Genomic DNA, 15,372 nt, shown 5'->3' with positions numbered 1-15,372 from the left:
GCCAGAAGCTAGAAGCTAGACGCTAGATGCTAGAAGCTAGAAGCCAGATGCTAGAAGCCAGAAACCGCTAACCGACAATCTACATAGCACCAAGTTAGCCATCTTCACCGAACAAAGAAATTTGAATTAGTTAATCTTCATAATAGTGCAGAAAATATAGTATAAGATTATTTTTAAATTTAAGCTGAAAGAGAAAAACTCAAAAACTCAAAAACTCACAAATTCACAAATTCACCTTTCTAAAACTAACTACTCAATACTAACTACTCAATACTAATTACTGCCCCCTAAAAAACAAAATAGTACTAAGCGTCTTAATAATAATAGTCACATCCAGAAAAAGGCTCCGGTGCTTTATATAATACAAATCGTACTGAAGTTTTTCAAGGGAATCCTCTTGGGTAGAACCGTATTTGGCATTTACTTGCGCCCACCCTGTTACACCAGGTTTTACTAAGTGGCGCACTTCATAAAAAGGTATTTTTTCTATAAGCCCTTCTACAAATTCCGGACGTTCGGGCCTTGGGCCAATAACGCTCATTTCTCCTTTTATCACATTTATAAATTGTGGAATTTCATCAAAACGTGATTTTCTTAAAAACCGACCAAATTTTGTAACACGCGTATCTTTAGCCGTTGCAAACTGGGCACCATCCCTTTCGGCGTTTTTCACCATACTTCGCAACTTGTATAGTTTAAAATGCTTTCCATTCTTCCCAACTCTAGTTTGGCTGTAGAACAAAGGGCCGCGATTTGCTATTAAATTTCCTATTAATAAAATTGGCAATAAAATCAATCCAAATGACAGACCTAACACAGAAAAAAACAGATCTAAAATTCTATTAAAGAATAAATAGAGCTTGTTCTGGTTGCTCCTGCTAAACGGGAAATAGCGGTAAAAATCCTTTTCCACATGCTGCACCGGAATACGATGGGTCAGCTCTTCATATACTTGGGTGTATTCGCGTATAGGAATTCCGTTTTCAAGCAATTTGATCAACTTTTTATTGAGCTCAATAGTCATCCCTTCAGAAAGCGGCGTACCGATTACTATTTCGGAAATGGTCATTTCATCGGTCAACATAGCAATATCCTCGATTGCAATGGAATCTATTTCAAGATTATTGACGATTGTCGCGTCGTAGGGAGCCGTATTAAAATAGCCTATAACCCTGTAATTGGGATCAGACTTTTCGAGAGATGCCACAATTACATCCACATCTTGCGCATGGGCAATCAAGATTACCCTTTTATAAAAACGCGGTGCGGAAATAAGTATAATATACGCATACCGCCAAGCCAACATTGCAATATTTATAGCCAAAAAGAAATAGACTATCTGCAGCCTATTTGAAGGCAGCATAGGCGTGTAAAATGGAGTAAGCAGATAAAATAGCACCGTTACCGAAGAAGTGATGATTACGTTTTTTACCACCACATCAAACTTACTAGCCTGTTGCAAATTGTAAAGTTCAAAAATGGTCCCAAATACGGTGAGATAAACCGCCAGCACAATAGACCACACCCAGTGTTGTGAATTGATCTTGAAATAGTCAAAATTAAAAACAATCCCTACCAAATAAAGCAAAGCCAAAACACAAACAATATCCAAGATACGAAGCAGTATCTTTCTTTCGGATATGTCAAAATGGATGCTGTTTTTGGACATTTTTGGTTGTTGGTTGTTTCCACCTACGCTGAAAAAGCTTCGGTGGACAATGGGGGTTGAAATAAATTACTTTTAACTTTTAACTTTTACATTTTACATTTTACATTTTACATTTCGTATTTCATACTTCGATACTTCTGGAATATGATATAGCACTTAAATTGTTTCCAACTGTCCTTTACATTCTAATATAGAAGCATGTGAATAAGTCATAAATTTAATAAAATCTTATTTATATTTTCTCCTCCCATATCCTTCAATAATATTGTCCTTAACACTTTTCGAAGATCTTCTAACCTGGCTTCCTTGCTCATAAAGTTCAAATTTTGGCAATTTTAAAGATACATGGTGCACTTCAATAGCACATTCAAATGCTAAATTATAAATATCAAGATCTTTATAGCTTTTCATAATCTTGCAGTTGACGGTTATTGGTTAAAATAATTCATTGTTAATAATACTCAAAACTGAGAACTGAGAACCGACAACTGAGAACTGAAAACCGACAACTGAGAACCCACAACTGACAACCCAGAACCGAGAACTGAGAACCGAGAACTGAGAACCGAGAACAGATAACTCAAAACCGCGAACTGACAACCCAGAACCGAGAACTGAGAACAGATAACTCAGAACTGACAACAGATTTCCCCAAATTTACTGAAATTTCAAGTGTCCAAAAGCTTTATCCAATTATGTTTCACCTCCCCCCAATCAAACCCTTCCATTTTGGTTCGGGCGTTTTTTGCCAACTCCTGCGCTTTTAATGGATTATCACATAAATCTTCAGTAGCTTTCACAAAAACTTCTGTATTGTTTGGAGCGACCAATATACCGTCAACTTCATCTTCTATCAAAAAAGGCATACCACCAACGTTTGTTGAAATAACCGGTAAACCAAGCGCCATAGCTTCCATTACGCTGACCGGCATATTATCAAAATTGGTAGTATTTATAAAAATATCAAAATCCTTTGAAAACACTATCCATTCCTTTTTTTGTAGCATTCCCGTAAAGCGTATTGGCAACTTTAATTCTGAGGCTATTTTTTTACACCGCGTTAAAGTACCATCCTTGTCGGGACCTACCATACAAAGAGAGGCATCAATTCCTTTTATCTTAAGCATTTCTAATACTTCCAATGCCAACAACGGATTGTATATTTCAGAAAAGGAACGCACCCATAAAAGTTTTGGGGTTATTGACTGCCTAAGATGAAATGGATAATTTTTAATTTCAATAGCATTCGGAATATAGATTATGTTGTGAAAACCAGCATCCTTAAATTGATGCATCATATATTTTGAAGGAGCCACATTTGAAAGTGCCTTCCCGAAAAGTTTATTACTCAACCCTTTACTGTTTTTCAATCGATTAGGCAGATTACCGCCATGCAATATTGGAATGTAAGGCAATTTAAAAAGCCTGCACAACATTGCAACAATCACCGCATAATAAAAATTTTGGGTGCTATAAGTATCAATCAAAACAAGTTCAACACGATTTCTATAGCGAATAGTACTGAAAACCATATCCAGCATCCGGAAGATTTTATTTCGTTTTGAAGATGCAGTTATAACAGTATATCCTTCCGCTTCCAGTTTAACAGACAAGGAATCTATGCCTGCTGGAGGTTTTCCGTGAACGGCGAGTTTATTTCCTATGTATAGCAGTCTTTTTCTTTGGCGCATAATCTATATTCAACAAACATAAGGCATATATAAAAGCTGGGGCGGCAATCCGCATGGAGGAATGGGCAATGGTTAAACCCCAAAAAATGAGAAAGGGATAAAAATATATATTTTTTCTACCTTTCATTTTGGTAATCAATGGAGAGAATATAAGAACTAGCAAGGCAAATATTCCGAATAATCCGTGTTCTGAAAGCATTCGGGATATTTCGTTGTGGCTTGGAAGTTCAATACCCAATTCAGTTTCAAAATATGTTGTTACCCGCCCCACTCCCACCCCAAGTATAGGACTTTCCTTAAAGGCATCAATTTCAGTCACCAATAAATCGACACGTCCGGTAGTTACATCATCTTTTTCTCTTCCCAAAGCATCCTCATTCGCATAACGATTTCCAATTAACCCACCTGTCTGAAGAATTGTAAAAGACCATATAGTCAATGTTACAGCAAATAGACCTATCATTTTTAAACTGAGTTTTGCTTTATTTTTTAAGTTAGTTACAAAATAAAATAAAACAATAAAAGTCACAGACATTACAACAGCTACTAAAACTCCTCCTCTTGAGAACGTTAATAGTGCACGATAACCCATTAGTGCTAAAAAGAACATCATTGTCCATTGCACCAAAATATTTTTATACGGAATTATTAACCGTGTCAATAATATAAATACCCCAAGCCCTAAAACAGTGGCCACTTGGTTGGGTCCATATCCTCCCGAAACAGCAGAATTAGAGGCGGTACTGGTAATAACGTCCCGAATATCTGGAGAATACAGAACCACGTAAATGGTCATACTTATAAGTGGATAAACTATATAATCTAATATTTTTAAAAGCTTGTTTAAAGTAATGGTCCTGCCAAAAATAAAAACAGACGCCAAACTTAAACATATGGGACCACTGAGATTAAAAAGTACCGCCGTTCTAAAATTAGCGTCATAGGCAATTAAATCATAAGATACCAACACACCGGGCAACAAGAGCAAAAGATATAGCACATAGGGAAAGGCATTCTTTTTGAATCCCAAAAAAAAGATTCCCATTATGGAAAACCACATTATTGCATATTTTCCGGTCTCATAAAAAATGAAGGCTTTGGTCATTCTGAAAAAAACCTCAGCTCCTGTAAAGTAGGCACAGGCCAATAAAACGTGTAATTCTTTGTCTTTTCTTGAAATAATTTGCCAGCAGAAATAAGCAAATACTACAATCATGTAAAGAAAAATAAAAGAACGGCTAAATGACGCCAAGAACCCAATTCCTACGTGGAAAAGGATGGCATTCAACGGTTTTATATTTCTAAATAGTTGTGGTTTTATGGTAGTATTATTTTGAAATGGAATTTATTCTAATATCTCTGATTTAATTCTATATCGATATTTTTCAAAGGTAAAATCTTTAGCCACTTGGTATGACTCATTCGCCTTAATTTTTAAACTAGCTATATCCATTAAAATCAATTGATCCAAAAGCTGCTTTAATTCTTCTGCGGTGCAGGGATTCACTATAAACCCATTATTCGGATTTATATATTGTCCAATGCTCGACACATCGGAAACAATCGGCACACAGCCAAAGTTCATACCCTCAGCAATTACTTTTGGAAATCCTTCCGAAGCCGTACTTGGCAACAAAATGAAATGCGATGTTTTATAAATTTCAAAAACCTCCTGCCTTTCCAAAAAACCGTGAAACACTGCAGGCAATCCCAAATCGTCACACTGCTTTTGATAGTGATTCATCTTTTCTCCATTTCCAATAAAATGAATGGTTTGCACTTTCTTTAAACTTGCTAAAGCACCAAAAGCTTCAACAATGCGCTGTACCCCTTTAGCATCTTCCAATCTGCCTACAAAGCAAAACGTATAAGGCGGCTCAAATGATTTCTCTTGGGTAATCCGCAAGCCTTCTTCCCGTTCGGCTATCGTAAGGCATGGATTTTCAAAAGTTAGGCAGTGTTTAGGTTGTTTCGGCCAACTCCCGTTGATAGTAACTTTACGTTTTTGGTTTTTCAACATCCAGCGTTGTAAGGCATAACCTAAGGGCGGATTGTCTTGGTTCCAATTTCCCGCGTATTTGAACCAGCCTTTCTTAGTAGTAAAAAGTGTAAGATAAGGAATCAAAAACACCCCAATACCAGTGGGGGTCCGCAGTTGGAAGACATCAACTTTATTTATTGTTTTTTGAACAGTATTCAATATCGTGGGAATGTTCAGAATAATTTCTAGTTTCTGCCCCACTCCTTTTCCGCCAACAGGTTTTAAAGGAACAAATTTAATTTTGGAAGATGTATAGGGCAATGAACTTAGGGGAGGTGTACCAGAATGTAAGAAAGCTACGTGATATATCTCCTCAAAATCCTTTGCCAAATGATTGATCTCGCTAATGGTAGGGCCCCAACCAACGATTGTTCCATCGGATTGCTTGTAGTGTTCAGTATGGGAGATTATTGCAAGTTTCAAATATGCTGAATTAATTTTAACCACAGAGGCACAGAGGGCACAGAGGTTTAGGTGTAGCCATTTATTATTCTTTTTATTCCGTCAACAACTTTTACACTATTGAAGTTTATTAAAAGTCCAAGCTTAAGTTCTTTAAGTTTTAAATAAGTTAATATCTGTGCGGTATGAATGGGAGCTAAAACCTCAATAGATTTTATTTCGATTATTATCCTCTCTTCTACTATCATATCAATTCTATAACCTGCATTCAGTTTTATCCCCTTATAAATTACTGGTAAAGGCACTTGCTGTTTAAATTCTAAACCCAATGTTCTTAATTCATGAGCCAAACAGACTTCATAGGTACTTTCCAAAAGCCCAGGACCTAACTGCTTGTGGACCTCAATACACGCTCCTATAATCTTTGAAGATAATTCATTTTCTGTCATAAAAGTAATATTTTCTCTGTGTCCTCTGTGCCTCTGTGGTTAACTTTCATCACCCTCCCCAATTACTTCCCCCCTCAAAACATCCAAATATAACTTAATCACTTTCTCCCAAGTAAAATCCTGCGACCATGTTTTTGCTTCTTGGGCATAGGTATCATAATTCTTCAAGATATCTTCCAGAGCTTCAGCCAACTGTTCTGGGTCTTTGCTGCCTATTAATTTCCCAGAAGTTCCATCCTTAATTGCATCTTCTATCCCGCAGTCCAGAGCTCCAATTGCCGGAATTCCGAGAGCATTGGCTTCCAAAATAGCAATCCCAAAACCTTCAACATCCCCAGTTTTGGTAGTTTCACTCAACATCACAAAAACATCAGTTTGTTGCAGGAGTTCAATCTTCTCTTCTTCGGAAACCTTTCCGTAAAACACTACAGCATTTTCAATCCCTAAATCTAAACTTAATTTTTCCAACTTCTCTTTTTCAGTAGGTATCCCAACAATATGATACTTCAAGTCTGGATATTTCTTCAAAAGCAGCGGCAAGGCATTGATTACATTATGCTGACCCTTCCTTTGGGTCATGTTGCCTACGGTTATTAAAACCGGCACGGGTTCGTTATTATCTCGAGAATCCGGAGTAAGCTTCATATCGAAACCATTGGGCACCACTTCTATATTTTTCAGCTTAAGATGCTGCACCATGGTCTTGGTATAATTACTTACAGCTATAACGCTATCGAAGCGTTTTAAAGCATAATCAGTTAGCTTCCGTAAAATTATATTGGGAAGCCTAACTTCGCTCCCATGGATTATTGCAATAAATTTTCTTCGAAAGAAAAAAGACAAAAAAGCTCCCAACCAAAGAGAAAATTTACCCGTACAGATCACCATTTCGTTTTTAGAAACCAAAGAAAAAGCGGTAGTGATACGCTTTATATAACTAAAGAAAATAATATGCTTCCTCGGGATACGCACTACTTCAAAAGTAAGATCCCTATCAAACTCCCTTTCCTCTTCCCCCATCTCTGAACGGGTATCGCACACCAACTGAACCTCAAAACCATTAGCCTGCAATCCCTTTGCCAAGTTATAAGCATGATTGCCTATGCCTCCGGGTTGGGGTGGGAATTCGGAGGTTAATATGAGGGTTTTGGTCATTATTGGTTGATGGTTGTTGGTTGATAGTTGTTGGTTGATAGTTGTTAGTTGTTGGATTCAGTATTTGTGGAAATCGGTGTGTTTTAACCGATGACACACTTAATTGAAAACTACCACGAAGCTTTCTCTGTGTGCTTTGTGACTCCTTTGTGTTCTTAGTGGTTGTCCAGTGTCAAAAATAAAAAATCGAGTACGTGTCAGATTAATATCTAATTACTACAGAATACCGTCTAAAGACTGTAAACTACCAACTTGAAACAGACAACCGAGAATCCTTCGGCTCCGCTCAGGGCACAACCTGAAACCTGCAACCTGTAACCTGCAACTGAGAACAGACAACTGAGAACCAAGAACCCTTCAACTCCGCTCAGGGCACAACCTGAAACCTGAAACCTGCAACCTGCAACCTGTAACCTGCAACCGAGAACAGACAACTGAGAACCAAGAACCCTTCAACTCCGCTCAGGGCACAACCTGAAACCTGCAACCTGCAACCTGTAACCTGCAACCGAGAACAGACAACTGAGAACCGAGAACCCTTCGGCTCCGCTCAGGGCACAACCTGAAACCTACAACCGTTTTATCATCGCCCCCTCCCTCAACTTCTTAGTCGCCAATCGCCATGAAATAACCACCTGCAAAACCACAAACGGAAACAAAAATAGCGAGATAAAAAGACCCAAGACCATCATTTTTTTGTTTTTCTTGTAACGGTAAGGGATTATGGATTGGGGAACAGTTTTTAGAATGGCAAGTAGGCTTCTTTTCCGACCGTAATATTTTCTATACAGATATAGTACACTTGGAATGGGTCGTGGAGCGAATAGCTTTTTGGGGCGAAAAGCATCCCAACTGCCCATTTGTCTTAAACCTCCCGTTCCTGCCTTTACATCTATGCAAGAAGCATACGGGTTTGAAATACTTTTTAGACCGTTCAAATATGCCCGCAGACCAAATTCTCCATCGCCCATGCGTTGTTTTTCAAACTGTCTGTCGAACAAGCCTATTTTTTTAAAAACATCTTTATACAGCATTGCGTTACCAGTAGCAAATTGTGAAGCCACACAGAAAAAGGAGCGTTCTTTTGGAATGGAACTACCTTCAGGGTAAAACACTCCTGCAGAAATGTCTGCTTTAAAAAAGTCCAAACAGCGCAAATGATTTTCAATCCAGTCTGGACCTATCCGAACATCATCCTCTGAAAGGGCGATTATACTTCCTTCAGATTTTTCAATAGCGGTATTTCTGGCAAGCCATAAGGCTGGTTCGTTTTGTTGTATATGATGGATTTTTAGATTAAAATCTTTGCAGAAAACTTTTTGAAAAGGTTGTGACTGATCTATTATCAATATCTCAAAGTTCTTATAAGTCTGCTTTTCAAAATCAGCAAGTACATCCTTTAAATATTTATATCTATTCAAGGTGGGAATTACCACGCTCACCAAAGGTTTATCTTCAACTAGGGAGGACTGCTGCTTATTGCAATCAGGGTGTTTTATTGGCTTATTAAGATAATTACTTCGCACCGTGTCCCTACTTTTTTTCCAAGCCGAGAACTCACGGAACGGATTTTTAAAAGAAAGTAACCGTAACATCAAAACATAAAAAACCCAAATTGAGTGAAAGTATTTCCGCAGAAAACGGTATTCGTCAATCACTGGAAGTTTTTCAAATGAAGTATAAACTTCCGTGTTTCCAATATAACCCTTATTGACGGCTTGCCAAGACAGATCGTATTTCCGAGCTTTTTCACTTTTAAACTTGGCCTCCGGTACAAGTTGTTCAACAATTTCATTCGGAAGATTTTCAATTATTGGAAAAATAGAAGTTCCATCTTTCCTATATAACTGAAAATAATGTGTGGGCTGTAGATATTTTAGGAAAAGAAAGAGCATTACTTAATTTTTGGGATACAAAAGATATTTGGGGGAAGTTGGTCTCCTGACTGGAATGGGTTTAATTTCATATCGAGAACTTGGTAGTTACGTTTATCAAAAAATTCGATAATCCTTTCATCATCATTGGTCTCTACAATAAAAATCGGGTTACATCTTTCCATCAGATGGGTCGCACCCATCAAAATATCCAACTCTATTCCGTCAACATCAATTTTCACAAGATCACAGCGGTCGATTCCATTTCTTTTTAAGAAGGAATCGAGAGAAACCATTTCAATTTGAGTGCTGCCGTTGTCCTGCGTATTGGTCTGTAAAGTGTTTGACGTGGTGGAGCTTAAAAATAGTTCAATGGTGCCATCCTTTTTTCCAACTGCAAGATTATTCAATTCAATGCTAGATTCCAGACTATTGGCTCGAATGGAGTTTCTAAAACTGTTATATACATTTAAATTTGGTTCAAAAGATAAAACCTTACCGTTTTGAGCGATTGATTTGGCCCAAACTAAACTTAAATACCCGAAATTGGCTCCAACATCTAACACTACGGCGTTATTTTCCTTGGTCTTTAATCTTTTTACAAGATCTATAGAGTTTCGTAAAATTGTATTTTCAATTCCGCTTTTTTCTGCCTTTGAAGCTACCTTCATAGATGCGTGAAAGTAGAAATTTACCATATATCCCAAATAATCTCTTTTAACAAATACCCTGGTTTCTCTATAACTACCGTGTGAGCGGAGGAATATATCCCTTACGGGCTTCAATACTCGGGACTGACCAATTCCATTACGCATTTTTGGCGGCAATATCCTATATAATCCCAAAATGATTTTATTGATCATTGAACAATGTTTTAAAAAATCCCGATAGTGTTAAACGCTCTTCCCATAACTTTCTGTTGGCAAGTTGTAAATCTATAAAATCCTCCTTAGATAGTGCGTCATTAAATTCCTTTACTTTTTTCGCCACTTGATCGCGTTCTTTGTGCTCCACCCACACCACCTTCTTTTTCCATTCAATTAGATTATCAAAAGGAAGTGAACTATCCGTATTTATGAAAATTGGTATCCTTCCCATTGCCATAGTTTCATAGAAACGGACAGAAAAATTGCCTGCTCCACGAACACAGACCACATAATCAGAATCACGTAAATTATCATAAAATTCCAAGGTTGTCTTATGTGAATCTTTATTAGTGGTGACACCAGCCCTATATTTTTTACGGATTATAAAATTGGTTTCAACATCATATGACTCTTGTAATGTTTTAAGTACCGAAGCCCTTAAAAAAGAAGTGGAAAGCAATTGTTGGGGTTCTTCTTTGGAGCGCATTATAAGGTTCTTTATATTTCGAAGAAATGTATTGATAACCTCTTTTGCGGCATTAAAATGCGAAGCATTTGCCTGTCCGCAAAAACCAATTACGGGTTTTGAAAGATAAGGACGTTCAAATACGCTATCCGTCTGGTAATATTTTTTTAATGGATCTGAAATAAAAGCTGGCAAAGCATACTCATTTTCCGTAAACTTTGATTTGTATCCACTAAGGCGAAGGATTATCAGATTATTAAAATAGGGAATCTTCACCCCAAAATCGCCTGCATTGAATGTGATTACTTTCTTGTTTAAAGTTTTACAGTGTTCAACAAAATCAGTTGCTTTTTTAATTTGATTGGTCTGCACATAATAATTCCAAGCCATGGTCAACACTACCAAGTCCGCTTCTTCCAAAAGCTCAGTAAACTCAAAATCCTTTTCGGAAACTCCATAGGAAGCAATGCGCTGCGCATCTGTAAAACCCTCGGCTTTGATAAATGGCTTTAACAACGGAAAGAGCAGACCGCGATGGTCTTTGTTGTAATGTGATTTTGGGAAGTAGAGTTTCAAATTTGGTTAATCTAGGATGTCCTTTATTATTTATTCATTACTAATTATTCATTATTAATTATCTAAGGAGCTATAAAAATTTAAAAACTCCCTTTGCTGTTTTACTATGTTGAATTCTTCCTTTACTCTTTTTTGGGCGGTTTCGGAAATTGCTATTTTTTCCTCTGGGTTCAAGGCTATTACTTTTTGTATTGTTTCTACCAAAGCTTGGGGGTTATACTTGGGAACCACCCAGCCTGTTTGGTTGTGAATAACATTCTCGGGCAGGCCTTCGGCGTTGCTCACAATACACAGTTTGCCCATGGCCTGTGCCTCCAAAACGGCATTGCAGAAACCTTCCTGAATACTGTATTGGAGATACATGGTTGCGCTTTCCAATTGTCTCTTTACTTCGGAATGTGGTAATTTTCCTAGAAACTGAACATTGTCCTTTAACCCAAGTTGGTATGCTGCAAAAGCGATTCGTTCATATTCAGGCCCTTCCCCTATGATTTTATAAGTGAAGTCCAATCCCTTCGATTTTAAAAGAGCCAAAGCTTCTATAGTTGCTACAAATCCCTTTTTCCAGTGCAGGCGGCCGGTGGTCATAAAAACTATCTTTTCACTCGTGTCAATATTCTGGTTAGTAGATTGAAATAAATTGACGTCAATAGCAGGCGTTATTTTTTCAACGGGGATGGTTTCTGGCAGCCCTTGTCTTTTGGCCAAAACCAAAAGATCATTGGAAATAGTATGCACTTTATCTACATATTTCCATAAAGTTTTATAACAGCCTGGATTTTTTACAGGAAATACTGCAATATCAAAACCACGAAAACTTACCGCCATTTTTGCTTCTATTGCCTTTGCCACGGTTTCACTGCCCAAAGCCATAGTTGCAAAACCAAAATGCAACCAGTCTAATTTGGCTTTCAATAAATGGGCGTTTAGATAAATCTTTTTGAAAATTTGAATAATTCCAGTGCCCTCATTTCGCTCCAATTTGATGTATCGAAAAACCGTTAAGAGATATGGCATTAGCAATAGAAATTCTTTTATAAAATACCATGTCTGCAAAAAAGCATTACGGCTAACCTTCGGACTTTCAATTATTGGGCAAAGGGTAAAGTCATCTTTTTTGGTTTGGCAATATAAACGCACTTCCATTCCATTCTCCTGTAAACCTTTAATCTTGGAATTGAAAAAGGTCTCGGAGTAACCAGGAGTATTTGAAAGGACAATGCCTATTTTCATCTTCTGATAATTATTGTTTCATAAAGAAGTTCATGTTTTTCAATTTCCTTTGCGATAGGATAATTTGCAGTTACATGAGAGCTGAATGAAAGACCTATTTCCTTTAAATACTCTTTCGGTTCCAACATAAAATTATCAAGCTTATTAGCTAAATCTTCAATATTTGACGGCTCGAATAAATAATCGGGAAAATTTTCCAATTGATCTCGGATTCCAGGAACATTAGAGCCGAGTACAACCTTTTCTGATGCCATCGCTTCCAAAAGCGCCACAGGAGAACCCTCTCCTTCACCTCTCGTAGGCAGAATAAATATTTCAGCACGGTTCAATTGCGGTCTTACATCTAAAAGCTTTCCAGAAAATTTTATCCTGTAGGTCATTTTTAACTTGGATACTTCGTTTTGCAATTGTTTACCATAATCATTACTGTCATCACCAACTAGCAGGAGGCTCCAGTTTATATGCTTCTCATTTAGCTTATAAAAAGCTTGGATAAGTATTTCTATTCCCTTTACTGGAACAAAGTTAGCCACGCATATTAAAAGTCGCTGGCTGGAGGGAAAACCCGGCAAAATCGCTTCAGTCCCTAATGGGTATGTGGGCTGAAAGTATGTAACATCAACGCCTCTGGGAATTAAGATAGCTTTACTTCTGTTATTATAAAACACAGCCATCATATCCTTATTCTGAACAGCAATTTTTTTAGCAAGAAGCGATCGGAGCTTCCATCCATTTTTGGACTTACCGCCCCAATTCATATTTTTTTTGGTAAAAACCCATGGAATTCCTGCCATCCGTGCCGCTAAAGCTTCAGTATAATTTGCACTGTAATTATAGCTGTGTATTATGTCTGGATTAATTTTCTTGAAGTACCTAGATACCTGCCAACATTCCTTGAACATTCTAAATACAGGGCGTGCATCGGGAATATAATTATACCGGTGTACTGGCAGTCCCGAACTTTCCACAACTTTAAAAAAAGGCCCTTTATCATGCAAACACATAATGTGGGCCTCAAATTTATCAGTATCTAAACCTTTGGCTATATTCAACAAAGCCTTTCCACTGCCCGCAGTGTCAAAATTGGGAATTGTAAAAAGCACCTTTATTCTTTTCATCTAAATTTGGTTAGCGCGTAAAGCGTAAAGATAGGCCATTTCAAATCCTCCCTTTTTTCAAAATGGTGACTGAGCATCTTTTCAATATTTTTTCTTTCAAATCCAAAACTAGAAATATCCGAGTCTAATATCTGCTCCCTGACCACTTTTTTCAAATCTTGTCGCAGCCATGTGGATAGGGGTATTGAAAATCCCTTTTTCACTTTTTCCTCTGGCATAGAGGGAATGCGTTTGGATAGTAAAGCTTTTAACAATTGCTTCTGTTTCCCCTTACCATAACTTAATAACGGATCTATCTGCAAAGCAGCTTCAATCACATTTTTGTCCAAGAAGGGTACGCGAACTTCAAGGCTATTCTGCATACTAGCCAAATCTACTTTTCGCAAGGTTTTTTGCATCATTCCATAGAATTCTGAATAGCGCATATGGCTAAGTAATTGCCTGATATCTTTGGTATTGGAATAATCATAAACCTTATATGTATCAGGCAAATCTATGGACTGCAAACTCGGTGCGATTTCGTAAAGCCAGTTCTTTCGAAACCGTGAGTGAAGCCCCTGTTGAGCAGCTCTTTGGCTTGAGGACAATAGAACCCTATTTACCCGCTTATTGCCCGTAGTGTATTTGTCAAATCCATAAATGGCCTTTCGCAAGAGACTTGGATAATGCTGATAGTTTATATTTTTTCCAATACTCCAAAAGCGTTCATAGCCAAAAAAAAGCTCATCCCCCCCATCTCCACTTAAAGAAACAGTTACTTTTTTCTTTGCCAATTTCGAAACCAAATAGGTTGGCAAAATACTAAAATCTGCTAGAGGTTCATGCAAAGAAGCCATTGCTTCTTCCCAATATCCTAAGACTTCGATTGCAGATAAATTCCAAATTTCCTGTTGCACATCCATGGCCTCAGCAAATTGTTTTGCTCGTTCTGATTCGTCGTGAATCTGACTATCAGAACCTACTGTAAATACTTGTGGCCGAGTGCTGTGATTCTTCATAAAAGAAGTGATGAGACTAGAATCCACACCCCCCGATAAAAAAGCACCTAGAGGAACGTCTGAGAGTAACTGACTCTGTACCGATTGGGAAAGTTTTTCCGAAATATAAAGTAAAGCCTCCTCTCTATCTGAAATAGTATGTGCAGATGCTTTGGGCATTTCCCAATAACGGGTCTTGGTAATCTTCCCATCGTTTTTGAAAGTAACAATTTCTCCCGGGTCCACTTGATAAGTATCCTTATACAACCCGAACGGAGCAGGCATAAAATGCTGTTCCAAATATAGTTTTAACACTTGGGGATCTATTGACTTTGTATTATATTTTGGATGGGAGAATATTTGGTCATATTGACTAGAGGCAACTAATGTACGTTCATCCCAGCCATAGAATAAAGGTTTAATACCTGCAAAATCGCGAATTAAGTGTATCTCAGCCAGCTCCTTATCATACACCGCTAATGAGAACATTCCGTTTAATTCTGTAACGGTTTTAAAAACGCCCCACTCCACCAAACAGGCAGTTATGGTTTCGGAATCACTATAACCCGTAAATCGGGAAAAATCCAATCTTTTCCGTAATTGCAAATGGTTATAGATTTCTCCATTGAATACGATTGTGTATCTTCCACTATGGCTGTGCATGGGCTGCTCCCCAGCCACAGTGAGATCTAAGATTGCAAGCCGATTAAAACCTAACTGAAGATTGATACCGTTGGAAAACCATCCTTGCGAATCAGGGCCGCGAAGTCTTGATTTGCTGAGTAGGCCAAGAAAATCAGATTTAGATAAAATCGGTTGACCTCCAAGGTCATATTCAACCAAAAATCCGCACAT

Annotated in this window: 13 protein-coding genes; all 13 read right to left on the bottom strand. The window is 37.8% G+C overall.

Features of this window, described 5'->3' with window-relative positions; translation table 11 throughout:
* Positions 1–277: 277 nt before the first annotated feature.
* Entirely contained in the window at positions 278–1,669 is a 1,392-nt protein-coding gene (locus tag ESV24_RS10155; protein ID WP_111816159.1) for a sugar transferase, read from the bottom strand.
* Between the two features lie 228 nt (positions 1,670–1,897).
* Positions 1,898–2,080, bottom strand: coding sequence for a four helix bundle protein (locus ESV24_RS10150; RefSeq protein ID WP_170227883.1), 183 nt, complete (start codon positions 2,078–2,080; stop codon positions 1,898–1,900).
* Positions 2,081–2,337: 257 nt separating this feature from the next.
* Positions 2,338–3,360, bottom strand: a complete 1,023-nt coding sequence (locus ESV24_RS10145) for a glycosyltransferase family 4 protein (protein WP_111816158.1) — start codon at positions 3,358–3,360, stop codon at positions 2,338–2,340.
* A complete protein-coding gene (locus tag ESV24_RS10140) occupies positions 3,323–4,648 on the bottom strand; it encodes an O-antigen ligase family protein (protein ID WP_146743162.1) in 1,326 nt (441 codons plus the stop codon). Before ESV24_RS10140 ends, ESV24_RS10145 begins: the two co-directional genes overlap by 38 nt.
* Positions 4,649–4,705: 57 nt before the next feature.
* Positions 4,706–5,824 (bottom strand): glycosyltransferase, encoded by a 1,119-nt coding sequence (locus tag ESV24_RS10135; protein ID WP_111816293.1) that lies wholly within the window; start codon positions 5,822–5,824, stop codon positions 4,706–4,708.
* Between the two features lie 47 nt (positions 5,825–5,871).
* Complete coding sequence (locus ESV24_RS10130) at positions 5,872–6,252, bottom strand: GxxExxY protein (protein ID WP_111816157.1); 381 nt, start codon at positions 6,250–6,252, stop codon at positions 5,872–5,874.
* Positions 6,253–6,291: 39 nt separating this feature from the next.
* The gene (locus ESV24_RS10125) at positions 6,292–7,407 is read right to left on the bottom strand and encodes a glycosyltransferase family 4 protein (protein ID WP_170227882.1); all 1,116 of its coding nucleotides are present in this window, start codon (positions 7,405–7,407) and stop codon (positions 6,292–6,294) included.
* A 569-nt stretch (positions 7,408–7,976) separates the two neighbouring features.
* Positions 7,977–9,302 carry a glycosyltransferase family 2 protein gene (locus ESV24_RS10120; protein ID WP_111816155.1) on the bottom strand — a complete coding sequence of 442 codons (1,326 nt, stop codon included), beginning with the start codon at positions 9,300–9,302 and terminating at the stop codon, positions 7,977–7,979.
* Positions 9,302–10,144, bottom strand: coding sequence for an FkbM family methyltransferase (locus ESV24_RS10115; protein WP_111816154.1), 843 nt, complete (start codon positions 10,142–10,144; stop codon positions 9,302–9,304). The genes ESV24_RS10120 and ESV24_RS10115 overlap by 1 nt, the downstream gene beginning before the upstream one ends.
* Positions 10,134–11,189 carry an exostosin domain-containing protein gene (locus tag ESV24_RS10110; RefSeq protein ID WP_146743161.1) on the bottom strand — a complete coding sequence of 352 codons (1,056 nt, stop codon included), beginning with the start codon at positions 11,187–11,189 and terminating at the stop codon, positions 10,134–10,136. Before ESV24_RS10110 ends, ESV24_RS10115 begins: the two co-directional genes overlap by 11 nt.
* 54 nt (positions 11,190–11,243) lie before the next feature.
* Positions 11,244–12,422, bottom strand: a complete 1,179-nt coding sequence (locus ESV24_RS10105; RefSeq protein WP_111816152.1) for a glycosyltransferase family 4 protein — start codon at positions 12,420–12,422, stop codon at positions 11,244–11,246.
* Entirely contained in the window at positions 12,419–13,540 is a 1,122-nt protein-coding gene (locus ESV24_RS10100) for a glycosyltransferase (protein WP_111816151.1), read from the bottom strand. Before ESV24_RS10100 ends, ESV24_RS10105 begins: the two co-directional genes overlap by 4 nt.
* Positions 13,537–15,372, bottom strand: a complete 1,836-nt coding sequence (gene asnB, locus ESV24_RS10095; protein WP_111816150.1) for an asparagine synthase (glutamine-hydrolyzing) — start codon at positions 15,370–15,372, stop codon at positions 13,537–13,539. Before asnB ends, ESV24_RS10100 begins: the two co-directional genes overlap by 4 nt.

The sequence above is a fragment of the Aequorivita lipolytica genome, from assembly GCF_007997135.1.
GTDB classification, from domain to species: domain Bacteria; phylum Bacteroidota; class Bacteroidia; order Flavobacteriales; family Flavobacteriaceae; genus Aequorivita; species Aequorivita lipolytica.
Note: the sequence above shows the minus strand (reverse complement) of the source record. Positions and strands in the feature narration are given on the sequence as shown.